The organism is Haloarcula quadrata, from assembly GCF_003634715.1.
GTDB lineage: Archaea > Halobacteriota > Halobacteria > Halobacteriales > Haloarculaceae > Haloarcula > Haloarcula marismortui.
The window spans coordinates 3,106,675-3,131,335 of the sequence record NZ_RBWW01000001.1 but is presented as its reverse complement, the minus strand read 5'-3'; the positions used below and the strand labels follow the sequence as shown (position 1 = coordinate 3,131,335).

23 protein-coding genes are annotated in these 24,661 nt (G+C 62.5%); 16 read left to right on the top strand and 7 right to left on the bottom strand.

The window, feature by feature from the left end:
* Positions 1–3: 3 nt before the first annotated feature.
* The 3 genes from cmk to BDK61_RS16145 form a co-directional block, all read right to left on the bottom strand.
* A complete protein-coding gene (gene cmk / locus BDK61_RS16155; protein WP_121303759.1) occupies positions 4–582 on the bottom strand; it encodes a (d)CMP kinase in 579 nt (192 codons plus the stop codon).
* A gap of 45 nt (positions 583–627) precedes the next feature.
* Positions 628–1,518: a DUF106 domain-containing protein gene (locus BDK61_RS16150; protein ID WP_121303758.1), complete on the bottom strand. Its 891-nt coding sequence runs from the start codon at positions 1,516–1,518 to the stop codon at positions 628–630.
* Positions 1,519–1,605: 87 nt separating this feature from the next.
* Positions 1,606–2,256, bottom strand: coding sequence for an adenylate kinase (locus BDK61_RS16145; protein WP_011224746.1), 651 nt, complete (start codon positions 2,254–2,256; stop codon positions 1,606–1,608).
* A gap of 105 nt (positions 2,257–2,361) precedes the next feature.
* Here BDK61_RS16145 and BDK61_RS16140 point away from each other — a divergent pair, with 105 nt between their 5' ends.
* Positions 2,362–2,814, top strand: a complete 453-nt coding sequence (locus BDK61_RS16140) for a peroxiredoxin (RefSeq protein WP_004963996.1) — start codon at positions 2,362–2,364, stop codon at positions 2,812–2,814.
* 92 nt (positions 2,815–2,906) lie between these two features.
* On the opposite strand, the gene BDK61_RS16135 is transcribed toward BDK61_RS16140, so the two are convergent.
* Entirely contained in the window at positions 2,907–3,782 is an 876-nt protein-coding gene (locus BDK61_RS16135; RefSeq protein ID WP_121303757.1) for a homoserine kinase, read from the bottom strand.
* A 123-nt stretch (positions 3,783–3,905) separates the two neighbouring features.
* Here BDK61_RS16135 and BDK61_RS16130 point away from each other — a divergent pair, with 123 nt between their 5' ends.
* Positions 3,906–6,128, top strand: a complete 2,223-nt coding sequence (locus tag BDK61_RS16130) for a sensor histidine kinase (RefSeq protein ID WP_121303756.1) — start codon at positions 3,906–3,908, stop codon at positions 6,126–6,128.
* An 11-nt stretch (positions 6,129–6,139) separates the two neighbouring features.
* Positions 6,140–7,501 (top strand): NAD(P)/FAD-dependent oxidoreductase, encoded by a 1,362-nt coding sequence (locus BDK61_RS16125; protein ID WP_121303755.1) that lies wholly within the window; start codon positions 6,140–6,142, stop codon positions 7,499–7,501.
* A gap of 105 nt (positions 7,502–7,606) precedes the next feature.
* Here BDK61_RS16125 and BDK61_RS16120 read toward each other — a convergent pair whose 3' ends face one another.
* Positions 7,607–8,215, bottom strand: coding sequence for a DUF6149 family protein (locus tag BDK61_RS16120; RefSeq protein WP_004963981.1), 609 nt, complete (start codon positions 8,213–8,215; stop codon positions 7,607–7,609).
* 121 nt (positions 8,216–8,336) lie between these two features.
* Between BDK61_RS16120 and BDK61_RS16115 the strand changes: the two genes are divergently transcribed.
* The 10 genes from BDK61_RS16115 to BDK61_RS16070 all read left to right on the top strand — a co-directional run bounded on the left by BDK61_RS16115 (position 8,337) and on the right by BDK61_RS16070 (position 20,428).
* Positions 8,337–9,587, top strand: a complete 1,251-nt coding sequence (locus BDK61_RS16115) for an NAD(P)/FAD-dependent oxidoreductase (RefSeq protein WP_121303754.1) — start codon at positions 8,337–8,339, stop codon at positions 9,585–9,587.
* Between the two features lie 48 nt (positions 9,588–9,635).
* On the top strand, positions 9,636–9,860 hold the full coding sequence (locus BDK61_RS16110) for a hypothetical protein (RefSeq protein WP_121303753.1): 225 nt from the start codon (positions 9,636–9,638) through the stop codon (positions 9,858–9,860).
* A 52-nt stretch (positions 9,861–9,912) separates the two neighbouring features.
* Positions 9,913–10,329, top strand: coding sequence for a DUF7124 domain-containing protein (locus BDK61_RS16105; protein WP_004963972.1), 417 nt, complete (start codon positions 9,913–9,915; stop codon positions 10,327–10,329).
* Between the two features lie 74 nt (positions 10,330–10,403).
* A complete protein-coding gene (locus BDK61_RS16100) occupies positions 10,404–11,252 on the top strand; it encodes a hypothetical protein (protein WP_121303752.1) in 849 nt (282 codons plus the stop codon).
* Between the two features lie 125 nt (positions 11,253–11,377).
* Positions 11,378–11,911, top strand: a complete 534-nt coding sequence (locus BDK61_RS16095; protein WP_011224755.1) for a DUF5815 family protein — start codon at positions 11,378–11,380, stop codon at positions 11,909–11,911.
* A 49-nt stretch (positions 11,912–11,960) separates the two neighbouring features.
* Complete coding sequence (locus tag BDK61_RS16090; RefSeq protein ID WP_121303751.1) at positions 11,961–12,722, top strand: hypothetical protein; 762 nt, start codon at positions 11,961–11,963, stop codon at positions 12,720–12,722.
* A gap of 87 nt (positions 12,723–12,809) precedes the next feature.
* Positions 12,810–13,040: a hypothetical protein gene (locus BDK61_RS16085; protein ID WP_121303750.1), complete on the top strand. Its 231-nt coding sequence runs from the start codon at positions 12,810–12,812 to the stop codon at positions 13,038–13,040.
* Positions 13,041–13,196: 156 nt separating this feature from the next.
* Positions 13,197–16,448, top strand: coding sequence for a carbamoyl-phosphate synthase large subunit (gene carB / locus BDK61_RS16080; RefSeq protein WP_121303749.1), 3,252 nt, complete (start codon positions 13,197–13,199; stop codon positions 16,446–16,448).
* A gap of 108 nt (positions 16,449–16,556) precedes the next feature.
* Positions 16,557–19,577, top strand: coding sequence for a PAS domain S-box protein (locus BDK61_RS16075; RefSeq protein ID WP_121303748.1), 3,021 nt, complete (start codon positions 16,557–16,559; stop codon positions 19,575–19,577).
* 224 nt (positions 19,578–19,801) lie between these two features.
* Positions 19,802–20,428, top strand: coding sequence for a hypothetical protein (locus BDK61_RS16070; protein WP_121303747.1), 627 nt, complete (start codon positions 19,802–19,804; stop codon positions 20,426–20,428).
* Positions 20,429–20,644: 216 nt separating this feature from the next.
* On the opposite strand, the gene carA is transcribed toward BDK61_RS16070, so the two are convergent.
* Entirely contained in the window at positions 20,645–21,691 is a 1,047-nt protein-coding gene (carA, locus tag BDK61_RS16065; protein ID WP_121303746.1) for a glutamine-hydrolyzing carbamoyl-phosphate synthase small subunit, read from the bottom strand.
* A 102-nt stretch (positions 21,692–21,793) separates the two neighbouring features.
* Here carA and BDK61_RS16060 point away from each other — a divergent pair, with 102 nt between their 5' ends.
* Positions 21,794–22,207 carry an Lrp/AsnC family transcriptional regulator gene (locus tag BDK61_RS16060; RefSeq protein WP_004593789.1) on the top strand — a complete coding sequence of 138 codons (414 nt, stop codon included), beginning with the start codon at positions 21,794–21,796 and terminating at the stop codon, positions 22,205–22,207.
* A 145-nt stretch (positions 22,208–22,352) separates the two neighbouring features.
* On the opposite strand, the gene BDK61_RS24240 is transcribed toward BDK61_RS16060, so the two are convergent.
* Positions 22,353–22,484 carry a hypothetical protein gene (locus BDK61_RS24240; RefSeq protein ID WP_255458678.1) on the bottom strand — a complete coding sequence of 44 codons (132 nt, stop codon included), beginning with the start codon at positions 22,482–22,484 and terminating at the stop codon, positions 22,353–22,355.
* A 24-nt stretch (positions 22,485–22,508) separates the two neighbouring features.
* On the opposite strand from BDK61_RS24240, the gene BDK61_RS16055 reads away from it, so the two are divergent.
* Together BDK61_RS16055 and BDK61_RS16050 are read left to right on the top strand one after the other, a co-directional pair.
* Positions 22,509–23,384, top strand: a complete 876-nt coding sequence (locus tag BDK61_RS16055; RefSeq protein ID WP_121303745.1) for a mechanosensitive ion channel family protein — start codon at positions 22,509–22,511, stop codon at positions 23,382–23,384.
* Positions 23,385–23,471: 87 nt separating this feature from the next.
* Complete coding sequence (locus tag BDK61_RS16050; RefSeq protein ID WP_004963941.1) at positions 23,472–24,572, top strand: AI-2E family transporter; 1,101 nt, start codon at positions 23,472–23,474, stop codon at positions 24,570–24,572.
* Positions 24,573–24,661: the final 89 nt, after the last annotated feature.

Here is a 24,661-nt window from a genome sequence, read left to right as displayed (position 1 = left end):
GGCTCAGAACTCGTACCGGACGTTCTCGACCGGTGCCTTCCCCTCGTCGCCATCGGGGCTGTATGATTCGACAGCGTGGAGGGTCACGCTCAGGACTCCCTGTGGGTCCCAGCGAGCGGTGTTGACCGACAGGTCGTAGATAGAGAGGTCGTCGAAGTCGATGTCGTAGTAGTCGCTGTAGCGCTGGGCCTCGCTGTCGCCACGCTCTCGGGTTTCGGTCTTTGCCTGTTCGAAGGGCTTGTTCTCCCGTGTCGCGATGCGGTCGGCGCGTACGTCCAGCGGCGCAGTCAGCCACAGTTTCATGTCGGCGTACTCGCCCGCCATCCAGCCAGCGAGTCGGGACTCCAGCACGAGGTCATCGCGCTCGGCAGCAATATCACGCAATCGGCGGTCCAGATCACGGTCGATCTGGTCGTCTTCCTCGGCGGCTTTGTTCAGCTCGAGCGGTGTCATCCCGCGCTCTTCGGCCAGCGAGCGGAAAATATCGCCGCCACTGACGTGCTCGTAGTTCAGGGCGTCGGCCAGACTCTTGGCAAGTGTGCTCTTGCCGCTGCCGGCCGGGCCGGAGACGGTAATCAACATAGAGATGTTCGGGGGGCCCCGATAGAAAGGGCTGTCTCTTCGCGCCTACCCAGTCGGCGTCGTCTCGACGTTGAGCGCCTTCCGGATGATCTGGGTGAACGACAGCGAGCACAGGAAGTACCAGACAATCCACGCCTGGACCGGGCCGGCGACGCTGTTGCTCCACGCTTCGACCTCGCCGAAGATGGGGAGCGTAATCACCGGGCTCGCGTCGACGCCGGCTCCGAAGACAATCCAGTAGAGCCAGAGGAACAGCGGGATGTTGACCAGCATGATCCACACCATCGGTCGGAACTGCTGTTTGAACATCCCCATCTGGTCGGTCATCAGCTCCATCTGCTCCTCTTCGAGGCGGTCAAGCGCTTCTTGATCGTCGCGTTCCTTTGCGGCTTTGCGGCGCTCTTTCAGGTCCTCCATCTTCTCCTGGTGGTCGCCCATCCCCGACATGTCCATGAGGTTGTCCTGCAGAATCGTCGAGGTGGTCCCGGTGATAATTGCAAGCACCAGGATAACGACATAAAACGGCAGCATGTCGTTGAGCGGCCCGAGGACGATGTCGATGACGCCGCCTGCGATAACGTCCCGGACTGAAGTCAGGGAGTAGCCGGCAAACAGGCCGAGCGTGCCGAGGCCGGCGAGTTTGTCCCATTTCGACCAGCCGCTGCCCCCGTCATCATCGCTCGGGGCCGCGTCGGACTCTTCGAGCGCCTCACGGACGCCATCAGGGTCGTCGATAACGAACCCCTCGCCATCGGCGTCGATGAGCAGGCCGGACTCGATGAGCCGGCCCCACTCGCCGCTCGTGAGGTCGTCGCTCACGTCGCCCCAGGTGACGGTCCCGTTCTCTTCGGCCGCAGCGAGCACCGTCGAGAGCGCATCAGTCATTGCCTCGCCGTCTTCGGCGAGTCGTTCTACCTTCGGCGCGGTACGTGCCATTGTGTGTGCTTGAGTTGCGACGGCATATCAACGTTTTACTCTGACTGTCTCGACGGTATCGGACTCGAACGGCGGTTCCGTCGCGTTTCAGGCCGTGTGTGCGTCGACGGCGTCCTGAATCTCGCTCCAGACCTCGTCGGGTGTCTGCTCGCCGTCGATGGCGACGAAGCCGTCGTGGTCCCCGTAGTGGTCGATGACCGGTGCGGTGTTGTCGTCGAACACGTCCAGTCGGTTGCGGACGGACTCCTCGTTGTCGTCGTCGCGCTGGATGAGGTCGCCGCCGCATTCGTCACAGACACCGTCTTCCTCGGGCTGATTGAACTCGACGTGGTAGTTCGTGCCGCAGTCGTCACAAACCCGCCGGCCCGTGAGTCGGTCGACCAGTTCCTCCCGCGAGACATCGAGCGAGAGGATCACGTCGAGGGCGGTCATCCCTTCCAGTTCTTCGGCCTGTTCGAGGTTACGCGGATAGCCGTCGAGCACGAACCCGTCAGCCTGTGAGAGGGCTTCGTCGACGATAGCGTTAACTACCGCGTCCGGCACGAGATCGCCCGCTTCCATGTACTCACGGGGCGTGTCGTACTCGGTGTCCATGTCGCTGATATCCATGTCCTTGTTCGCCCGAAGGGCGTCACCGGTCGTGATGTGTTCGACGCCGTACGCTTCGGCGAGGTTGGCGCTCTGGGTTCCTTTGCCGGCTCCCGGCGGCCCGACAATCAGGATTCGTGGATTCGACATAGTCAGGGTTTCCAAGGGGTCGGTTAAATGGTTGTCCAAATCACGCTGGCGGGTCACGCTGCCGCCACCCAAAGGCGTGTAGGCGTCCCGGGCCAACACAGAATAATGCTTGAACCCGGCGCGCCGGCCCCCGACATCAGCGCACAGAATCAGTTCGGTGAGACTGTCTCGCCCGACTTCGATGCGCCGACCGTGCTGTACTTCTATCCCGAAGATTTCACTGGCGGCTGTACCATCGAGGCTCGGGATTTCCAAGAACAGCTCCCGCAGTTCCGCGAGGGCGGCATCACCGTCTACGGCGTTTCGATGGACGATGTGGCGACCCACGATGAGTTCGCCGAGGAGGAAGGCCTGCTGTATGACCTGCTTGCCGACCCCGACGGGACCGTCGCCGAAGCGTTCGGCCTCGACACCAGCGGCGGCCGGACGGACCGCCGAACGTTCGTGCTCGCCGATGGCGAAATCAAGTCTGTCTACGACCCGGACATCTCGGACCCCGACGGGCACGCCGAGGCAGTGCTCCGGGACGTTCGAAACGAGTACGTGCAGGGCGGATAGGCCCGCTGTTTTCAAACTCACTTGGAGCTGATACGACAACGAGTACGGGCGGGGCTGTCCGGCTGTGTGACAGAGGCGACGGACCGCAAATTCTAGAACACTTCCGCGCCGCCGCCGATTCGGGTCTGGTACACCCGGGCGTCGACCCCGCGCTCGCCGAAGGCGTCGAGCATCGTGCTCGCAATCTTTCGGCGGTCTTCCTCAGCACACGCGGCGATGACTGTCGGGCCGGCCCCGGAGATAGTGACGCCGGTGGCACCAGCCGACAGCGCGGCTTCACGAACCTGTTCGTAGCCGTCGATGAGCTTCGCGCGGGCCGGCGTCACCACGGTGTCGTGCATCCCCTGGCCGACGAGTTCGGGGTCGTCGCGGTGCATCCCGGTCGTTAGCGCCGCGGCGTTACCCACTGTCTCTACCATCTGGTCGACGCGGGCGGTCTCCGGGACGACGTTACGCGCGTCCCGCGTCGAAACCACGATATCGGGCAGACACGCCACGAGCGGGATGTCGGCGTCGACCTGCGTGACGCCCTTGTCGGTCGCGATGGTGAATCCGCCCATGATCGAGGGGGCGACGTTGTCGTCGTGGGCGTCGCCCGAAACGACGGCCTCGCCCTTGGCGGCGATGGGGACCAGTTCCTCGCGGGTGTAGCCGCGGTCGTACAGTTCGTTCAGCCCAACGGCCGCTGCGGCGGCGCTGGCCGCGGAGGAGCCAAGCCCCGATGCGGGACGGACACCCTTATCTATCTGAATGCGTGCCGGCGCGTCAAGTGCGTCAGCGACCGCGCCGACGGTGTTCTTGTCGGGGTCCTCCGGGATGTACTGGCTGCCAGCACCGGTTACGTCGATGGTCACCCGGTCAGCTTTCTCCAGACGGACAACGTCGGCCGGACGCTCCAGTGCAACGCCGAACACGTCGAAGCCGCTCCCGAGGTTCGCACTGGTAGCCGGCGCCCGGACTGTCAGCATGCCTGCGAATTTCAGCAGTGTAGGCAAAAAGGTAGCGAACCGACACTGTGGCCGTTTCCCAGTACTGAGAACGCGGCCCAAAGGCATAATGCTGGGAAACCTGACGTTGGGATAGGTATTGCTATGGATGTCGACATTGCAACGGTCGCCATCCTCGGGAACGCGGGTGGAGCGCTCGTCGGTTTCGTAGTTGCGGTTATTGCCACCCGACACCGGGATGTCCCCGGTGCTCGCCAGTACGGCTGGCTCGCACTGGCTGGTGGGTGCTGGTGTGCCGTCTCTCTTTGGCGAGTTGTCGCTACCAACCCCACCGTCGCAGAAACGGTGTACGTGCTGGCACGAACCACTTCGGCACAGCTACTCGGGCTCTGGGCCGTTTTCGTGCTCGTCTACACTGGCCGGCGCTCGTGGCTTCGCCCGACCCGTCTCGCTCCCCTTTTGCTTGCGGCGAATGCAGACGTGCTGCTACTGCTTTTTGGCCAGGGTCGCTTCGTCGAAGCCGTCCCCATCACCCAGAGCGGCGTGACGCTGTTCGCCGTGCAACGTGGGGCCGCCTACACGACGACGCTTGCAATCTCTTACATCCCGTTATTTGTCGGCTATGCTCTCCTGATCGAGTTCTTGTTCCGGTCACAGAACCTCTATCGGCGGCAGACAGCGACAATCCTCATTGGAACCATCCTCCCGGTACTCGCCGCCGTACTGTATGATTTCGGCTACACGCCACATCCGGCCATCGACTTTACGCCGGTGGCGTTCTCGATCAACGCGGCACTCGTCGGCTGGGTCCTGTTCGAAGACGAGTCGCTATCGGTAAGAACGGTGTCGGGTGACGGCCTCGTCGACAATCTCCCCGACCCGGTCATCGCTCTCAACGACGACTGTGTTGTTATCGATTACAACGCCGCGGCGGCCAGCGCGCTAGATCATCCAGAGCCTGATGGGGAGTCACTCGACGACCTTGCCCCGGGTCTCGTTGGCCACATTGAGCGCGGCGAGGTGTTCTCGTTCGGGGATTCGTTCACCTACTATAACCCACAGACGACGAGTCTCACCGACCAGTCCGGGACGGAACGCGGTCGCCTCGTCGTGCTCAGGGACGTCACCGGACAGCAGCGCCGGCAGGACCGACTCGAAGCGCTACAGGCTGCGACCCAGCAGTTCATCGAGGCAGAGACAGCCGAAGCGGTTGCGGAGATGGCCGTCGAGTTCGCAACTGCCGTGCTCGACCAGAACGCGGCGGGCGTGTTCCTCGAAGAGGATAGCGTTCTTGAACCGGCCGTCATCAGCGAGACGATCGAAAATAACGTTGAGGAAGAACTGCTATACGGGTCACCGACTGACAGGCCCGAAAGCAAACTCTGGCAGACGTACGAAACCGGTGAGATACAGACTGTCTCGCTGGAGCAGGACGGACTCGACCCGCTCGACAACGCGCTTATGCTGCCGCTTGGCTCCCACGGCGTGATGGCGATCACCGCATACGGCAGCACCTTCGCCACGGAGGACAGGCGATACGCCGCGATTCTCGCACAGACGACGCAGGTCGCCCTCGATCAGGTCGAGCGCGAGCGCGAACTCCGCCAGAGCCGGAGTTCGGTCAAGCGACGCCGCGAACAGATAGAGTTCTTCAACGGCATCCTCAGACACTCGCTGCACAACGCGATGGTCGTCATCCGCGGCCGCGCGGAGCACATCAGGGATGATGTCCCGTCACCGAAACAGCGCCATCTCGACAGCATCAGCGACTGGTGTGGGACGCTCACAGAGATGAGCGAAACGATCCGGGATATCAACAACACGGTGACAGCAAGCGAAGCCGAGCGGCTGGACACCGTCGATCTTAACGCCACACTCCGGCGCTCAATTGAGTCGCTCCGAGTCGAGTACGATTCGGTATCGGTCTCCTACGAACTGGACGGTGAGTACAGCGTGCAGGCGAATGAGTTGCTCGAAGAGGTCCTCCTGAGCATCCTCCGGAACGCGGTCGACCACAACAACGCCGACACCCCACAGGTAACCGTCTCGGTCCAGCAGGCCGGCGACTGGCTGCAAGTCCGCATCGCTGACGACGGCCCCGGTATGAGCGATGAATTAAAGACGAAAGTGTTTGAGCGCGGGCTCTCACCCGACCAGACCGCCGACGGGTTCGGCCTCTACTTCGTCTCGGTCATGATGGAGCTGTACGGCGGGACGCTCTGGTTCGAAGACAACCGCCCGACGGGGACGGTCGCTGTTCTCGAACTCCAGCGGGCGGTGACGTGCAGCAAAGCCGGCGACGACCCCCAGTCCGGCGACACCGAGACGGCGGCGACCGAAGCGCAAACTAAATCCCACAACCGCTGATAGGTCGGGGTATGATTGGCGTCGTCGGTGGCGGTATCGCCGGCCTCTCGGCAGCGTACCGGCTCCAGCAACGTGGTCACGAGGTACGTGTCTTCGAGGCGAGTGAGGACCTCGGCGGCCTGGCAGCGACCTACGAGACGGCCGGAGACCCCATCGAGAAATTCTATCACCACCTCTCGAAATCCGAGGAAACAATCGTCGACCTCGCCGAGGAACTGGGCCTCGGTGATGCGGTCGAGTGGCACATCGGGGAGAACGCCTACTACGTCGACGGCGTCGTCCACCCCATGGACAAGCCCTGGGAAATCCTCTCGTACCCGCACCTCTCGCTGTACGACACGTTCCGGCTGGGGATGCTCGTCCTCGATATCGACGTTCGCGGCGGCGTCCCGTCGTTCGACACCTACGAGCGGCTGGAAGACTTCGAGGACGTGCCCATCGAGGAGTTCGTCGTCGACCACACTACCCGGGGCGTCTACGAGAACTTTTTCAAGCCGCTGCTCGATGCGAAGTTCGGCGACCGGAAAGACGACGTGAGCGCCGCGTGGCTACTCGGCCGAGTCAAATTCCGCGGCGAGCGGGACATCCTGAACGGCGAGATTCTGGGCTACTTCGACGGCGGATTCGGTCGCCTGCTCGACGCGCTGGTCGACGCCGTCGGCCGCGATAGCATCGTGACGGGCACACGCGTGTCCGAGGTCGACACGAGCGGCGGGGCCGTCTCGTCGCTGACGGCCACGGACGGAACCGAGACGACGGTTCACGACGTTGACAGCGTCGTCGTCGCGACGATGCCGAACGTGCTGGAAGCCCTGACCGGCTACACCTGCGACATCGATTTCCAGGGGACAGTATGCTCGGTTATCAGCATGGACGAACCTTTGCTTGATACGTACTGGCTGAACATCGCCGACGACGCTCCCTTCGGCGCGCTCATCGAACACACGAACTTCGTCTCCGCGGAGCGGTACGGCGGCGAGCATCTGCTGTACGTCGCCCGCTACATTCAGGACGAATCCGAAGCCATCTGGCAACAGAGCGACGACGAGGTCGCCGAGACGTGGCTGCAGGGCATCGAATCGCTCTTCCCTGATTTCGACCGCGACGCCGTCAACTGGATTCGAACAGGGCGCAATCCACGGACTGCGCCGGTCTACGAACGCGGGTATCTCGACATGGTCATCCCGTACGACCTGAGCGACGCCGTCGCGGACGGCCTCTACTACGCCGGGATGGCCTCACGTGCACAGTACCCGGAGCGCTCGCTCAACGGCGGTATCGTCGCGGGCTTCGAGTGCGCCGACCGCATCGCACGCGACCCGTCTGCGGCGACGAAAACCGACGAGTCGCCGCTTTCGGAAGCCCAACGCTGAGGGCTTTGCTGCCCGAGTCGATATCCTACGCTCCGGCCATATGTTGGCTGCCCCTTCTGATTACGGCTGATACAGCGAAAAACAGGCCTCCGACCGCCGTCTGGCTCAGTCGCCGGCCGCGCTTTCCACGTCGTCCTCGTCGATGACCGGCGCGTCGGTCGGGCTCACGTCGTCCGGTTCCTCGCGGCCGCCACCGACTACCATCTCGCCGTCCTCGGTTTCGACGTAGACGTCGTCAGCAAAGCCACCGACGGCGTGGGGGTGTTCCGGCTCGTCCAGTCGCTCTGGCGTCGACGGCGCGTCGGTGACGCCGCCGGCCGGCCGGAACGTCCCGAGCGGGTCGTCGATGGTGATGCTGTGCGCGTCGAAGAAGTCCGCGTACCGCTCGTAGTGGGCTTCGAGTTCGTCGGCCGGGAACTCCATCATCTCCGTCCAGCCGTGGTTGTAGAAGTCGAAATTCGCCTGAATGTGGGTAATTTCCCGAGCCTCAGCTTCCGAGTACTCTGCTTCGAGTGCAGCCACGTAGGTGTCCATCGTGCCGTCGAAGAAGTCATCGAGGTGGTCGCGCCGCTCCTCCCGGTGTGCCTCGTCGGCCTTCCCGAGGAAGATTTTGGTGTGGAGTTTCACCAGCCCGTAGTTGGCCACCGACCGGACGCCGGGTGTGGTCAGCGCCTTCTTGCTTGCCCAGTGGCGCGGGTTCTGGTAGATTTTCATTTCAATTTCGAATACGGGCCCCAGCGCCTTCAAATCCCCGACTATCGGTGTGTTCAGTTCGCTATCGGAAACGATACGCAGATAGCAATCCACATTAGGCCTGATTTCGTACCGGCCGTACATGAGCACGTCGCACGTAATCATCGGTGACGGCATCGCGGGTGCGTCCGCAGCCGAAACAATCCGGGAAGCGGACCCGGATGCGTCGGTCACAGTCCTGACCGACGAGGGGGAGGCACTGTATAACCGGATTCTCATCAAGGAGTTCGCCAAGGGGAAGCTGCCGGAAGCGCCGATCTCGATCCACGAGCCGGAGTGGTATGACGAACGCGACATCGACCTCCAGCTGAACACTCACGTGACGGACATCGATCCCGATGCCCACGAGATCCAGACCCACGAGGGAGATACCTACGAATACGACAAGCTGCTGGTGGCCACGGGTGGGACGCCGGCACAGGTTCCGGTCGAGAACAGCGACGCCGACGGCGTCCACCACTTCTGGACGTTCCAGGACGCGCGTGGCATCCGCGAACATGCTGACGAGGCTGACCAGGGTATCATTGTCGGGGCGGGACTGCTCGGCATCGACCTCGCGGCGGTCTGTGCCGCTCAGGAAATCGACGCGAAGTACCTGATGCGTGGCAACCGCTGGTGGCGCTACGCACTCTCGGAGGACGGCGCGGAGATCATCCACGAGGCGCTCGAAGAGAACGGCGTCGAACCCGTCTTCGAGTCCGGCGTCGACCACTTCGAAGTCGACGACGACGACAAGGTCACCGGCGCGGTCGACCCCGACGGCAACCACTACGAGGGCGAGTGGGCCGGCGTCGCTATCGGCCTCGATTTCAACACCGAGTTCCTCAACGGGACCGGACTCGAACTCGACGACGGCGTCGTCGTCGACGAGTACATGCAGACCAACGTCGAGGACATCTACGCCGCGGGTGACCTCACCCAGTTCTACGACACCATCCTCGACTCCCAGGCGCAAAACGGCGCGTGGGGTTCAGCCAAGGAGCAGGGGTCGGTCGCCGGGACCAACATGGTCGCGGACGCCGAGGAGAAGGAGTTCCGCTGGGTCTCCTCGTACTCCATCACGCACTTTGACTTCCCGTTCCTTTCCTTCGGTCACCCGACCCGTGGCGACGACGAGGCCGAACGGAAGTACTCCGACAGTGAGTGGCGGCGGCTCGCTTTCGAGGACGGCCAGCTTATCGGCGGCGTGCTGATCGGCGACCTCTCACAGCAGTCGGCGTTCAAACAGCTCATCCGCGAAGAGCGGCAGGTCGCCGACAAAAAGGAACTGCTGCTAGAGAAGGAAGTGGACCTCGAAGAAGTCAAGGCGCAGACGCCCGCACCGGCCGAATAAGGCCAGCCGACACCGATATTTTTACGCGCTGCGGACGTAGCAGCGTGTATGCGCGACGCCCTCTCCCGCGTCGTTGCTTGGCTCAGCCGCCGCAGCGACCGGTCGGGTGAGGCAGACAAAACGGGCGACGAGAGCGGCGGCTTCGCCGGCTCGCGGCTCGATGCGTCGGTCAATCAGGGGCACGGTCAGGGCGACCCACGGGCCGCCAGCGAGATGGCGGCGGTCCAAGCGGAGGCCGACCGGCTCACACAGACGGACCAGCACCGCGAATAACTGCCAGCGGGAGAACGACGCTCTTTTTTCGCCCTAAGGCGGAGAGTCGCGTATGGATGGCGGCAGCGGCGATATGACACTCGCGTTCGACCTCGACGCCCTCAAGCAACTGGCCTACCCGGACAGCGTGTTCAACGACGCGCGCCAGTGGTCCGAGTACGTCGGCGTCATCTCCGAACAGCCCACCTACGTCGTGACCAACTTCACCCGGAAACATCGGATCAGACAGGACTTCTTCTCAGGGCCGCGCGGCCGCGAGGAGAGCCTCGAAAACGTCAAAGAGCAGTTCGACACTGACCGACACGTCTTCGTCGGCGCTGACGACGAGGACGCCGATCTCGCCGAGACGGCGGGCTGGGAGTACCTCCCCGTCACGCAGGCCGCAGAGGCGGCCGACTGGGACCTTGGCGAACCCGAGACGCCGGACACAGCAACTGACGAGGACGAGCAGCGCGACGACTGGCCGTAAGCGGCACAGTCCCGCCGTCGGCGGGTATCTACGATTCGACTAGTTTTATATTTTCCCGGAGAGCGACTGAAGATATGGCCCTCCATACAGGTGACGCGTTACGGCGCGGTATCGACGATGTAACTAGCGAAAGCGGCCTGCTGGTCATGGGCGTTTTTCTCCTGTACAACCTCGGAAACACCGTCGCAAGCTCGTCGCTAATGGAAGTGCTATTCGACGAGCTGATGCCACAGGGCACCCCCAGTGGCGCAGGTGGCCCTGCTGGGGCGGGCAGTCCGGGGTTCTCGATGGCGGATTTCGTCGGACCGTTCAGCCTTGATCTGGCAGCTCCGGTCGCCGTGGTGTTGCTGCTGGTGTTCCTCGTGTTCGGACAGCTCGTCAAGTTCTGGGGTATCCGGCTGTTCGCAGAGCAGAGCGAAATCAGGAGCGACAACGCGTCGGAGCGTGCCGTGATGGCGGCTGTCCTCGGTGGCGGCATCGCAATCGTGATGTTCGCAATCTCGATGAGCTCGACGTTTTTCCAACTCAACGGACAGGCTATACTAAGTCTCGTCGCGTCGATCGGTAGCGTTCTCGCCTCTCTGGTCGTCGGCCTTGCACTCGTCTACCTGCTGCAGGCGATTGCCCTGTACGACGGCGGCTACGTCCAGACAATCAAACACTGTGTCGCACGCTTCATGGACGCCCCGGCACAGATCATCGTGCTTCTGTTCATCCTGTTCCTTCTCGGTATCATTCCGGGCATTCCCTCGACGGCGTCCGTCATCTCAGTGGTCCTTCCCGGGTCGTTTGACCTGCCGTCCCAGTCGGTTCTGCAGGTCGCGTCGATGGTGCTGAACGCGCCAGTGCAGGCGTTCGGTCTCGCAGTGATTACGGACGCCTACGTTCAGGTGCGAGCGGACCAGGACGACGACGGGTTCTGAACACGGACATAGCGCTTCGACTGCCCCTGCTGATACCATCGCGCCAGCTATAACCCTCCGCTCGCAGGTCTGCGCCGCGATCAGAGACCGCGGTGTTTAACCACGCGAGCATACAACAACAAGCAATGGCTGAACCGCGCGTGCCCGGCGGGCGCGAGTCCGAACTCGAACTGGCCTGTGGCGAACTTGTCGACACGCATGACCTCCATCTGGGCATGCGGGAGTTCGCGTGTGACTGCGGGCAGACTCACGGCGTCGTGCTTGACCCGCACCCGCTGGCACGGTTCGTGCCGGAGTTTCTCACCGAGGTGCTACACGCGACTATCGAGACCAACGACGACTACGATGAGTTCACCACCGTCCACCTGATGGGTGTCGTCATGGAGGAGTTCCCCGAGAAGGTCGTCGCCGCCGACACCAGCGAGGACGGGTCAGTTGGCTTCTCGCTGGCATGGGTGAGTGACTTCGATTCCCGCCGTCTTCACGAAATCGTCGTCGAACTGCTCGTGGAACTGATGGAACACGCTATCAGCCATGCCGAGGACGACGACGTGATGGCGGAGTTCGAGGAGCAGATGCTCCAGTTCGATGTTGACGCATTTGTCGAACAGTACCGCGACGAGCGAAACTTCGACGGCCGATCTGATACCGCGATCTGAGACCGACTGCGACCTGAGCACTTAGTAGGGCGGGCTCGCATACCCACGCATGGCGGGTCGTATCGCGGTCCTGCTTGTCCTCTTGCTTTTTGCGGGCTGTGGAGCCTTCGGCGGGGCGGAGCGACAGACGGTGACCCCAGTTCCGGTGCCCGAGCAGTCACAGGACGACCGGGCCAACCCCGCCGTGACCGAGGACGCTGTCGACGCCAGGCGACTCGCGGCGGCCCACCGGCGCGCGACGCGGAATCGCTCGTACGTGCTGGGAATGCGGCTGTCGCTGGAGTGGGGGACACAAATCGTCAGTCTCGTCGTCGAAGACAGGTATCGCTACCAGTTCCGAACCGAAATTATCAACAAGAATTACACCAAGCAGGTGTACACCAACCGGAACCGACGCTATGTCTACGACGAGCGAGCACAGGGAGCCTGGACCGCAACGCGGCGGCTAACCCCGGTCAGCGGGGTACTCGACCCCGACCCCGCTCGACTCATCGAAGCCTACCTCGCCACGAACGTCAGCGTCGACCGTCCGAGAGACGACTGTGACTCCTGCAGCGTGACGCTCATGGCTACGGACCCGCCGGCGGCGTTTGAACCGGCCGATAATTACAGCGTGCAGGCGACTGTCCGGCCGGACGGCCTCGTCCAGTCGCTCACCGTCTCGTACTGGGACCGCTCCAGAAAGGCCCCAGTAAGCTACGAAATCCGGTACTCCGCGGTTGGCGATACAACCGTCTCCCGACCGGCGTGGGTCCGAAAACGCTGGGGGAACGCGACAGACAGCGACCCTGAACTGTCCGACAGCCAGTGACACGCCGCCGTCGGTTGATTTCCCGAAATCAGCCGTCTGACTGTTGTCTGACGGTGTTATATGGTGGAAGCGGTGCTGTAACTGTGTATGGCTATGCGTGAGGGAGAGTTCGGGCGCATCCTGACAGTGCTCGAAGAAGCCGATGTCAACGGCACACTGACGGCACGCGAAATCTGTGACCTGCTCGAAGAACACGACGAGGCGTTCGGGAGCGCCCACCGTGTTGCCACAGTCCTTGGTCGTCGTGCTCAGTCCGGCGAGGTCGAGGTTATTCAGGGCCAGCCCTACCGATATCACGTTCCCGACCGCGACAACTGACCGTTCTCAGCGCCGCTACCGTCTGTCTGCTATACCGAGACTCGTCTGTGAGAGTGCTGACTATGTGACGCAGACGCATTACGATATTCGAAATTAGTCTTCGAGCTTCGCATTGTTTCGCCGGGCTTATTACGATGTGTAGACTCCGCTCGTACAATGACAGCGGACGAGGACCGTACAATCCTGCTCATCGGCAGTGGCCCGATCAAGATCGGACAGGCGGCCGAGTTCGATTACTCCGGCGCACAGGCGTGTCGTGCCCTTCAGGAAGAAGGTGCCCGCGTCGTGCTCGTGAACTCGAACCCGGCGACGATTATGACTGACCCGGAGATGGCGGACAAGGTGTATCTCGAACCTATCAACACCGAAGCTATCTCTGAGATCATCCGGAAAGAAGAACCCGACGGCGTCATCGCCGGTCTGGGCGGCCAGACTGGACTGAACGTCACCGCCGAACTTGCCGAGGAGGGCGTCCTTGACGAGTACGACGTGGACGTGATGGGGACGCCACTGGACACCATCTACGCGACGGAGGACCGCGACCTGTTCAAACAGCGGATGGAGGACATCGGTGAACCGGTGCCGCGCTCGACGACCATCACGCTCGACGACGGTGAATCGGTCACCGACTTGGACGAGGACTCGCTCATCGACCGCGTCGAATCCGCCGTCGACGAGGTCGGCGGGCTCCCCGTCATCGCGCGCACGACGTACACACTCGGTGGCTCCGGCTCCGGCGTCGTTGACGAGATGGACGAACTCATCGAACGCGTCCGCAAGGGCTTGCGCCTCTCGCGCAACAACGAGGTCCTCATCACCGAGTCTATCTCCGGTTGGGTCGAACTCGAATACGAGGTGATGCGCGACGCCGACGACTCCTGTATTATTATCTGCAACATGGAGAACATCGACCCGATGGGTATCCACACCGGAGAGTCGACCGTCGTCACCCCCTCGCAGGTCATCCCCGACGAGGGCCATCAGGAGATGCGCGACTCCGCGCTGAAGGTCATCCGCGACCTCGGCATTCAGGGCGGCTGTAACATCCAGTTCGCCTGGCACGACGACGGCACCCCCGGCGGCGAGTACCGCGTGGTCGAGGTGAACCCGCGTGTCTCCCGCTCCTCTGCGCTGGCCTCGAAGGCAACCGGCTACCCGATTGCCCGTGTCACTGCGAAGGTCGCGCTCGGCAAGCGCCTCCACGAAATCGACAACGAAATTACCGGCGAGACGACCGCCGCTTTCGAGCCGGCTATCGACTACGTCGTGACGAAAGTGCCGCGCTGGCCTATCGACAAGTTCCGCGACACGGAGTTCAAACTGTCGACAGCGATGAAATCCACCGGTGAGGCGATGTCAATCGGCCGGACCTTCCCCGAGAGCCTGCTGAAGGCGCTTCGCTCCTCGGAGTACAATCCGGCTGCTGACTTCAACGAAATCGACGACGCGGAACTCGAAACGGAGTACCTCGAAAAGCCAACGCCTGACCGTCCGTACGCGATGTTCGAGGCGTTCTGCCGCGGCTACACCGTCGAGGAAGTCGTCGATATCACCGACATCAAAGAGTGGTACGTCGAGCGGTTCAAAGAGGTCGCCGACGCCGCTGAGGCCGCCCGCGATGGCGACTACGAGACCGCCGCACAGGCCGGCTTTACTGACCAGGAAATAACGGCGCTGGCCGGCGGTGAGTTCAACGATACGCACGTCTCCTGGCTCCCGGCGGATCTGGATGAAGACGGCGGCGACGAGCCGGAAGTCGAAGCGGCGACCGATGGCTCCGGTGTCACAGTCGACACCGTCGAGACGGAGACGACTGACCGCGACTTCAAACTCGTCGACACCTGTGCCGGCGAGTTCGAGGCGACGACGCCGTATTACTACTCGACGCGGGACCCGCTGTCGGGTATCGACCGCGACGAACTCCAGATCGACCCGGACCTCGAAAGTGTCGTGGTCGTCGGTGGCGGCCCCATCCGTATCGGGCAGGGCGTGGAGTTCGACTACTGTTCGGTCCACGCGGTCCGCGCGCTGGAGAACCTTGGCATCGACGCCCACGTCGTCAACAACAACCCCGAGACGGTGTCGACCGACTACGACACGTCCGACGGACTGTTCTTCGAACCAGTTACTGCAGAGGAGGTCGCCGATGTCATCGAAGCGACCGACGCGGACGGCGTGATGGTCCAGTTCGGCGGCCAGACCTCTGTCGACATCGGCCACCCGCTCGAACAGGAGCTCGAACGCCGCGACCTCGACTGTGAGATCATGGGGACCTCCGTCGACGCGATGGACCTCGCCGAGGACCGCGACCGGTTCAACAAGCTGATGGACGAACTCGGTATTTCACAGGCCGAAGGTGGCTCTGCGACCTCCAAGGAGGAGGCCCTCGACCTGGCCCACGACATCGGCTACCCCGTCCTTGTGCGCCCGAGCTACGTGCTCGGCGGCCGCGCGATGGACGTGGTGTACAACGACGAGGACCTCGAAACGTACATCGAGGAAGCCGTCCGTGTGAGCCCGGACAAGCCGATTCTGGTCGACGAGTTCCTCGCCGACGCCGTCGAACTGGATGTCGACGCCGTGGCCGACGAGGACGATGTCCTCATCGGCGGCGTGATGGAACACGTCGAGACGGCGGGCATCCACTCGGGCGACTCCGCCTGTATGATTCCGCCCCGGTCTCAGGAGATCAAGGACGTGATGCCGCGCATCCGCGAGGTCGTTGAGGATATCGCCGACGCGCTCGATACCGTCGGTCTGCTGAACGTCCAGCTCGCCGTTCGTGACGGCGAGGTGTTCGTCCTCGAAGCGAACCCGCGCTCGTCCCGTACCGTTCCGTTCATTTCCAAGACGGCCGGCGTCCCAATCGCGAAAATTGCCGCCAAGGTGATGTCTGGCGCGACGCTGTCCGAACTCGACGTACAGGAGCAGATTCCCGAGCAGGTCTCTGTCAAGGAGGTCGTCCTCCCCTTCGACCGCCTGCCGGGTTCGGACCCGCGTCTTGGCCCGGAGATGAAATCCACCGGCGAGGTCATGGGGACCGCCGGCTCCTTCGGCAAGGCCTACCAGAAGGCCCAGATGGCCGTCGGCAAGGCAATCCCGCTCGAAGGGACAGCCATCGTCGACCTGCCAATCCTCGGCTTCGAGGAGCACTTCGACGTGCAGGACTTCGACGACTACGAAGACACCGACGCCATCATCGACGCCATCCAGAGCGGCAAGGTTGACCTCGTTCTCTCCCGCGACCGCGACGTACTGGAAGCCTGCGTCGAGGAGACAGTGACGTACTTCTCGACCCACGAGAGCGCCGAGGCGGCGCTGGAAGCGATCAACTCTGCCGACCAGCCACTCGCGGTTCAGGCCATCGACGAACGGCCAAAGACCCAGCGCGAGTGGGGCGCTGAGTAACGCGGCCGGTTGTCTTCGGGGCCAGACCGCTCACCGCGGTAGCACTGGCTCCTGTCACTCAAGATGACAGGTACAAATACTTATTCTTCGGACACGCACACATGAGCAATGGGCGATGCCGTACGTGTGTTGCACGTCGAGGACGACCCCGAGTTCGCGTCGATGACGGCGGCGTTTCTCAGCCGTGCCGACGACCGGTTCGACGTGGTCTCGGCAACGTCGGCAAATGAGGGACTCACCCGGCTCAGCGAGGAACCAATCGATTGTGTTGTCTCGGATTTCGAGATGCCCGGTCAGGACGGCATCGAGTTTCTGGAATCCGTCCGAGCTATCGACGAGAACCTCCCGTTCATTCTCTTTACGGGGAAAGGCTCCGAGGAAGTGGCCAGCGAGGCGATTTCGGCCGGTGTGACCGACTACCTCCAGAAACAACAGGGCACCGACCAGTACACAATTCTCGCCAACCGCATCGCCAACGCGGTCGAGCAGTACCGGTCACAGCGGGCACTGGACGCGAGCCGGGAGCGGCTCTCGCTGTTTATCGATAAGTCACCGCTCGGCGTCATCGAGTGGGACGAGAGCTTTGAGGTGGTTCAGGTCAACGAGAAAGGCGAGGAGATCCTGCGGCGTGGGGAATCGGCGCTCGCCGGCAAGGGGTTCGAGACGCTCGTCCCGGACTCGGCGCTGGATGCGGTCGAAGAGACAATCACGGCCCTACAGGAAGGCAGCGGGGGCTACTATACGGTGCTTGATATCGAGACCGGCGACGGCGAGGAGATCGTCTGTGAGTGGCACAACCGAATCATCCGAGAAGACGGAGAGACCGTCGCGATCTTCTCGCAGTTTCAGGAGATCACGGAGCGCCGGCAGCGACAGCAGCGTATCGAGGCACTGCACGACACAACGCGAGAGCTGATGCACGTTGAGTCACGCGAGGCTGCCGCCGAACTGGTCGTCGAAACCGCGCGTGATCTGCTCGGATTGCCACTCAGCGCTGTCTTTCTCGCCGATGAGTCGGCCGACGCTCTCAGGCCGACCGCAGTGACCGACCAGGCTCAGGCGATTATCGACGACCATCCGACGTTTAGCGAGGGTGATAGTCTGGTCTGGGAGGTGTTCGACTCCGGCGAACAGCGTGTTTTCAACGATGTCTCCACTCACCCCAACCGCTACAACCCTGACACCGACGTCTGTAGCGAACTCCTGATTCCACTGGGCGACCACGGTGTGCTGATCGCCGCATCTACCGATGCCGCCGCGTTCGAGGACGCATCGGCCTCGCTGATGCGAACCCTCGCTGCGAACACCGAGGAGGCCCTTTCCAGACTCGACCGGCAGCAGGAACTCAGAACGCTCACGGAACGCCACGAACTCGCCCTTGAGGGTGCTGAGCTCGGCGTCTGGGACTGGAACGTTCAGACGGACCAAGTCACCTTCGACGAGCGCTGGGCGAATATGCTCGGCTACACGCTCAATGAACTCGACCCGACAGTCGACACCTGGGACGAACTGATTCACCCCGAGGACCGCGAGCGGACCTACGAGGCACTGAACGCCCACCTCGACGGCGAGACGGAGATATACGAATGTGACCATCGCCTCAAGACGGCGACCGGCGACTACCGATGGATCCGCGACATTGGCAAACTGGTCGAACGCGACGAGAACGGCGATCCGGTCCGTGCGGTGGGGATCCATCAGGACGTGACCGACCACAAAAAGCGGAAACAAGAACTCGAAGACACGAGCCGCAAACTGCAGGTCATTCTCGACACAGCGCCGACGTACATCCTGATGAAAGATCTCGACAGCCGCTTTCTCTTCATCAACAGTGCGGCTCGTGACCTCTACGGGATCGACGCTGACAAATCTGTTGTCGGCCTGTCCGATTACGATATTCTTCCGGACCACATCGCGGAGCAGACTCACGCCGACGATCAGCGGGCCCTTGAACAGAAAGAGACCGTCGAAGTCGAGACGGTGATTCCGGTCGACGGGACGGAGCGGACGCATCTGACGCGGAAGACACCGATACTCGACGATGACGGCGAGCCGTACGCCCTCTGTGTCGTTGCGACTGACATTACCGACCAGAAACAGCACGAGCGGGAGTTGGCTCGCCTCACCGACGAGTATGCGGCGGTGTTCGAGAACACCAACGACGCCATCGCGCTCGTCGACATTGAGGAGCCGGCAGACGATCCGACGTTCCGATACGTTCGGACGAACGAGGCCTACGAGCGACAGACCGGGTTCGACACCGAGTCACTGACCGGTCAGACCCCAGTTGAGGCTGCCGGCCCGGACATCGGTCGTCGAATCGCCGACCACTACAAGCAGTGTGTCTCGGCCGGTGAACCTATCACATTCGAGGAGCGGGACCTCCACCCGACTGGCGTCTGGGAGACACAGGTAACACCGATCGCCGCTGACGGAGAGATCACCCGGCTCGTTGCCATCTCACGGGATATCTCCGACCGAATCGAGTACCGCGAGGAACTGGAGCGACAGAACGACCGGCTCGAAGAGTTCGCGAGCATCGTTAGCCACGACCTCCGGAACCCGCTCAGCGTCCTCGAAGGCTCGCTCACCCTTGCCAGAGACACCGGCAACGACGAGCAGTTCGACCGCTGTTACCGTGCAATCGACCGCATGAAGGAACTCATCGAGGATCTGCTGACTCTCGCCCGTGAGGGGGACACGGTATCCGAAACGGAGCCGCTCAACCTCGAACCGACGGCGCTGTCCTGCTGGCATGCTGTCGAGACGTCTGATGCCACACTCGAAGTCACTGCTGAGAGCACAATCTACGCCGACGAGAGCCGCGTTCGCCAACTCCTCGAAAACCTCATCAACAACGCTGTGACGCACGGCGGCCCGGCCGTCACTGTTGAGGTCGGCGATCTCGACGACCCGGGGTTTTACGTCGCCGATGATGGTGGTGGTATCCCGCCGGAAAAGCACGACACAGTGTTTGAGAGCGGCTACACCACCACTGACGGTGGAACCGGCTTTGGGCTCGCTATCGTCAAGGAGATAGCGGCGGCACACGACTGGTCGGTGTCCGTTACTGAGAGCGACGCCGGCGGCGCACGATTCGAGTTCAGGGGCGTCAGACAGGAGTCATAGAGCGGTCGGGCTGTAACGACTGTTATCCATGCACCGATTTCTCAACCATTACATGTCCGAACCGTTGAACCGATATGGTGGTCATAGCTAGTACTCGATTAGCTACTGATGACTATCTGTCCTGTTCTGTGCCAATAATGGCACGTTCGTAACACTCATTTCTGGGGCTGTGACACTAGCAGTATGGACCGTGTTGCAATCGCTGTCGCCGCTCCGGGAATCCGATGATAGAGGACATCACTAAGCGGGCGGAGACAGTCGCTGAGATGGCTCCCAGTGACTCGGTAACGGTAGGTGTCCTCGCTGGATACAAGAGTCGTTTCTCCGAGTCACCACCGCTGAACAACCCACCGCTGACGTACTTCGACGGCGCGGAAGCCCCGGCGTATCTCCTGACCAACGGGAAGCGCGGCATCGGTCGCGGAACGAAACGCAAGACCGACTCACCGGTCGGCGACCGACGGACCGTCATTCTGGTTACCGGCCGCCGGACGCTCTGTCTCATCGGGAAAGACGAGGACGACGACATCATCGAGATCCCACACGAAGCAGTTGCCGACGTTACCACCAAGACCGGGTTCCGTGCGCACCGCCTCGCGCTCCGGACCCCACGGAAAATGTACCACTGCTGGGTGCACCGCAAGACCGACAAAACAACGCTCAAAGCGGCCGCCGAGTTCATCGAGAACCACCAGCAGGACAGTCCGGACGCAATCGACGGCGACGACGACGCCAACCGAGTCATGTACCGCGGTCGCCCCGTCGCACCGCAGAACAACACGGCCAAAAGCGAAGACAGCGACCAGACGAAATACTACCGCGGGCAACCAATCGACGACGACAGCGACTGAAAGACGTGGCTCATGCGTGTCCAAACCGCGCCGCCCGCGGTTCGTTGCTGTTCACGGTTCGCGGTTCTCATCTGCTCCGCTCGCTTCGAACCGCGCTACTGCTCGCGGGTCACTCTGTTCCCCGTCGTCGGGCGGCGATACCGCCCGACTGCTTGCGGGACCGAAGGTCCCGCTCCGCTCGCAATGCGAGGGCCGCTCCCTACGGCCAGGCTCACCCTACTCCCCCGCCATCCCTAGCACATCATCAAAGAAGCCGAGCGAATCATGCGGGCCGGGGTTGGCCTCGGGGTGGTACTGGCGCGTGATGATATTCAGGTCGTCGTTTTCCAGCCCTTCCGGCGTGTCGTCGTTGACGTTAATTTGGGTCACGTCGAGCTTGTCGCCGGGGTCGGCGACGGTGTAGCCGTGGTTCTGGGTCGTCATCACGACCTGATTGGAGCGCAGGTCACGGACCGGCTGGTTCACGCCGCGGTGGCCGAACTCCATCTTCTCAGTTTCGCCGCCGAGCGCGTTGGCGACGACCTGCTGGCCGAGACAGATGCCCGCGAGCGGCACGTCGCCGACGTAGGTCTCGACGAGTTCCCCAGCCTGCTCGAAGTTCTCGGGGTCGCCGGGGCCGTTCGAGATGAACAGCAGGTCCGGGTCGACAGCGGCCACGTCGTCCTCGGTGGCGTCGTACGGGAACACGTGGACCTCGGCGTCGCGTTCGACGAGCGACTCGGCGATAGAGCCCTTCGCACCGCAGTCGACCAGCGCGACCGTCGCACCGTCGCCGCCCTCGTTGTGGACCTCCACCTCGTCGACGGAGACCTGCGCGCCGATGTCGGTGTGGTCAGACATATGCTTACACTCGTGGAGTTCGTCGAGCGCGTCCTGCTCGGTCACGTCCGGCCCGGCGGCGATCCCGCATTTCATCGCCCCCTCGTCGCGGATTTCGGTGACGATGTCGCGCGTGTCGAGGTGGTCGACGGCCGGGATACCCTCGGATTCGAGCCACTCGGCCACGTCGTCGGTCATCTCGCGGGCCACTGCCGCGCGCGGGTGGACGCGGTCCGACTCGAAGCGTTCCTCTCGGACGCCGTAGTTCCCGATGAGCGGATAGGAGAACGTCAGGACCTGTTCCTCGTAGGAGGGGTCGGTGAGACTCTCCTCGTAACCGGTGTACGCCGTTGTAAAGACCAGTTCACCGCGGGCCGTCCCCGGAGCGCGAGCGCGCGCCTCGATGACGCGGTCGCCTTCGATTGCCACGTATGCGTCAGCCATTACGAGATGCGTATACTATAGTCGGCCATAAGGGTTGCTTTCGAAGACGAGTTTCGAATTTCGTAATCCTCAAGTCACGACCGGTGATACTGTCATATCTCGATGGACGACCTCGACAGAGAGATACTCTCGATACTCCGCCGGGACGCCCGAACCCCGTATACGGAAATCGCGGACCGGGTCGGCACGTCGGAAGGGACTGTGCGAAACCGCGTCGAACGACTGGTCGAGGACGGCGTTATCGAACGCTTCACTGTCGCGACGCGGACCGGCAACGTGAAAGCGATGATCGAGGTCAGCGTCGATGTGAACGTCGACACGGCCGAGGTTTCGGACCGCATCGCTGATTGGCAGGAGGTTGATTTCGTGTGGCAGGTCTCCGGCGAGGAGGACATCGTCGTGGTCGTTGATGCCGCTGACACCGACGCAGTCAACGGGCTCATCACGCAAGCGCGTGAGTTGGAGGAGGTTGTGGGCACGAAGACGAGGTTGATTTTAAACGAGCGCGTCGGGTGATGCGTGTGGCGTGGCCGTGCGCGAACCGACGCGATTAATCGAAATCCACCGAATGAGACTCATTCTGAACGAACGAGTTGGGTGACGCGCGGCAGTGCCGCGCGAGCCAACTCGGTGAATTGGAATTCACCGAGTGGGGTTGATTTTAAACGAGCGCGTCGGGTGATGCGTATGGCGTGGCCGTGCGCGAACCGACCTCGAAGAACGAGCGGCGGAGCCACGACCAGACTCGCAGCGCCGTGGTCGCCACCAGCCCGACGTGACACCCTGATTTCATATCTATTGGGCTACGAGAGACGGTATGCAGTTCCCGGCGGGCCTGGATATCGACATCGTCTCGACGTACGGACAACTCGCGACTGACGGGGCGCAGTTCCTCGCCGCCGCGGCGCTGCTCTACGCTGTCGGCCGGCTCATCGTCGTACCAGCGGTCCGGTTGGCGCTGTCACGGACGGCGACGAATAAAACGGTCGCCAGTGCGCTGACTAGCGCGGTCCACCTGCTGTCGGTCGTCTTTGCGGTGGTCATCGGAGCGAGCGTTGCAGGCTTCAGGGGGGCGCTCGCGGGGTCGACGCTGCTGGCCGCGGGCATCACACTGGCGGTGGGGCTGGCAGCACAGGACGTGCTCGGGAACTTCGTCGCTGGCGCGTTCATCGTGACTGACCCGGATCTGAACGTCGGTGACATCATCGCCTGGAACGGGATGCAGGGCACGGTGGTCGATATCGACCTGCGAGTGACGCGGATTCGAACGCCAGATAACGAGCGCATCATCGTCCCGAACACGGAGCTGGCGACGAGCGCGGTGACGAACCAGACATCAACAGGCCCGGTGGGTATCTCCTACCGGTTCGGCGTGAGCTATGACGCCGATATCGAGACGGTACAGGCCATCATCACGAACGCCGCCCGCGACCTCGATCACGTCTCGGAGAAGCCGGCACCGACAGCCAGAGTCAGCGACCTCGCGTCGACAGCGGTCATCCTGACAGGCCGGATCTGGATTCCCAACGAACGGCGGAATCGGCTCGCGTCGGTCAGGGCTGCGTTTATCGAGCAGGTGCAGGCCGACTGCCGCGCCGAGGGCATCGACCTCAGTGACACGAGCCAGCACGAACTCTCCGGCGACATCGGGGTCCACGACGGCGTCAGGCCGGCGCACGAGCGAACCGAATAGCTACCGGTCGGTACAGCATCGACCCCGTGCTGTCTGCGAGATTCGCAGCGTCCGTACGTTTATACCTGTTCATAAGATGGTATGTATATGGACGAGAAGCGCTTCGTCGTCGCCCTCTTTGGTCTCGCTGTCGCGGTGGTGGTCGGCGTCCTCGCATATCAGTTTATCGCGGCGTTGACCGTCTCCGTGTTCCTTTACTACTCGACGCGACGGTACTACACCTCCTTGCGCAGGCTCCGCCTTCCGGCGCGGGTGCGTGCGGTCGTCGTCATGGCTTCGCTGGCGATTCCGCTCCTGTTGCTCGTCAGCTATGCGGCCGTCCTCCTCATCATCGAAGCCCGGCAGTTTGTCACCCAGTACGCGCTCGTCGACGTGGCCGCAACACACGTCAGCTGGCTGGACGGCGCGGAGTCTGTGCCAGACCTCACCGTAGAGGGGTTGTACAGCGCCTACCAGTCGGGACAGCTCAAGCCGTTCGTTGACTTCCTCAGCGAGAACGCCATGGTACTCACGTCGGTCGCCTCCCAGTTCTTCCTCAATCTGTTCATCACGACCATCGTCACGTACTACCTTCTGGTAGACGGACGACGCATCCGCGGGTGGCTGCTCCGGTTCGATGACGGGGCCATTATCCGCGAGTATCTCGAAGCTGTCGACGAGGAGCTGGAAGCGGTGCTGTTCGGCAATCTCCTGAACGTGCTGGCGATATCGCTCATCGCCATCGCTGCATTCACCGGCTATAACGTCGTAGCGCCGGCGGCTGTCGAGGTCCCGTATCCAACGCTTGCCGGCGCGCTGACCGGTATCGCGAGCTTGATCCCTGTCGTTGGGATGAAAATAATCTATCTCCCACTGACCGGCATCACCGCGCTCCCGGTGGTGCTTGACGGCCAATCGTCGCTGCTTGCGTACGTGCTTGGATTCCTCCTCATCGCCGTGGTCGTCGTCGACACGATTCCGGACCTGCTGCTCCGGCCACTTCTCAGCGGTGAGAGCACACACGTCGGGCTCCTGATGCTCGCGTACACGCTCGGTCCGGTCGTGCTGGGGTTCTACGGGCTCTTCTTTGCCCCAATACTGCTCGTCGTTGGCATGACGTTCGCGAACACGGCACTTCCCCGGCTGCTCGGCGCGAGCGAACCGGACGGTATCCACCCCGACCAGTTACGACTGGAAGACTTCAGCTAGCCATCGTAGCGGTGAACGAAACCCGAATGTGGATAGAGTTCGCGAGCGAGCAGTGATTGACAGCCACGTTGGGTGTGTACTTTTGACAT

Excerpts from the sequence above, each read along its gene's own strand:
- BDK61_RS16130 (WP_121303756.1), top strand. The coding sequence starts at position 3,906 with ATGGATGTCGACATTGCAACGGTCGCCATCCTCGGGAACGCGGGTGGA.
- BDK61_RS16150 (WP_121303758.1), bottom strand. The coding sequence starts at position 1,518 with ATGGCACGTACCGCGCCGAAGGTAGAACGACTCGCCGAAGACGGCGAG.
- BDK61_RS16105 (WP_004963972.1), top strand. The coding sequence starts at position 9,913 with ATGGATGGCGGCAGCGGCGATATGACACTCGCGTTCGACCTCGACGCC.
- carB (WP_121303749.1), top strand. The coding sequence starts at position 13,197 with ATGACAGCGGACGAGGACCGTACAATCCTGCTCATCGGCAGTGGCCCG.
- BDK61_RS16145 (WP_011224746.1), bottom strand. The coding sequence starts at position 2,256 with ATGTCGAATCCACGAATCCTGATTGTCGGGCCGCCGGGAGCCGGCAAA.
- BDK61_RS16135 (WP_121303757.1), bottom strand. The coding sequence starts at position 3,782 with ATGCTGACAGTCCGGGCGCCGGCTACCAGTGCGAACCTCGGGAGCGGC.
- BDK61_RS16120 (WP_004963981.1), bottom strand. The coding sequence starts at position 8,215 with ATGAAAATCTACCAGAACCCGCGCCACTGGGCAAGCAAGAAGGCGCTG.
- BDK61_RS16090 (WP_121303751.1), top strand. The coding sequence starts at position 11,961 with ATGGCGGGTCGTATCGCGGTCCTGCTTGTCCTCTTGCTTTTTGCGGGC.
- carA (WP_121303746.1), bottom strand. The coding sequence starts at position 21,691 with ATGGCTGACGCATACGTGGCAATCGAAGGCGACCGCGTCATCGAGGCG.
- BDK61_RS24240 (WP_255458678.1), bottom strand. The coding sequence starts at position 22,484 with ATGAAATCAGGGTGTCACGTCGGGCTGGTGGCGACCACGGCGCTGCGA.
- BDK61_RS16125 (WP_121303755.1), top strand. The coding sequence starts at position 6,140 with ATGATTGGCGTCGTCGGTGGCGGTATCGCCGGCCTCTCGGCAGCGTAC.
- BDK61_RS16060 (WP_004593789.1), top strand. The coding sequence starts at position 21,794 with ATGGACGACCTCGACAGAGAGATACTCTCGATACTCCGCCGGGACGCC.
- BDK61_RS16110 (WP_121303753.1), top strand. The coding sequence starts at position 9,636 with ATGCGCGACGCCCTCTCCCGCGTCGTTGCTTGGCTCAGCCGCCGCAGC.
- BDK61_RS16050 (WP_004963941.1), top strand. The coding sequence starts at position 23,472 with ATGGACGAGAAGCGCTTCGTCGTCGCCCTCTTTGGTCTCGCTGTCGCG.
- BDK61_RS16055 (WP_121303745.1), top strand. The coding sequence starts at position 22,509 with ATGCAGTTCCCGGCGGGCCTGGATATCGACATCGTCTCGACGTACGGA.
- BDK61_RS16100 (WP_121303752.1), top strand. The coding sequence starts at position 10,404 with ATGGCCCTCCATACAGGTGACGCGTTACGGCGCGGTATCGACGATGTA.
- BDK61_RS16095 (WP_011224755.1), top strand. The coding sequence starts at position 11,378 with ATGGCTGAACCGCGCGTGCCCGGCGGGCGCGAGTCCGAACTCGAACTG.
- BDK61_RS16140 (WP_004963996.1), top strand. The coding sequence starts at position 2,362 with ATGCTTGAACCCGGCGCGCCGGCCCCCGACATCAGCGCACAGAATCAG.
- BDK61_RS16070 (WP_121303747.1), top strand. The coding sequence starts at position 19,802 with ATGATAGAGGACATCACTAAGCGGGCGGAGACAGTCGCTGAGATGGCT.
- cmk (WP_121303759.1), bottom strand. The coding sequence starts at position 582 with ATGTTGATTACCGTCTCCGGCCCGGCCGGCAGCGGCAAGAGCACACTT.
- BDK61_RS16075 (WP_121303748.1), top strand. The coding sequence starts at position 16,557 with ATGGGCGATGCCGTACGTGTGTTGCACGTCGAGGACGACCCCGAGTTC.
- BDK61_RS16115 (WP_121303754.1), top strand. The coding sequence starts at position 8,337 with ATGAGCACGTCGCACGTAATCATCGGTGACGGCATCGCGGGTGCGTCC.
- BDK61_RS16085 (WP_121303750.1), top strand. The coding sequence starts at position 12,810 with ATGGCTATGCGTGAGGGAGAGTTCGGGCGCATCCTGACAGTGCTCGAA.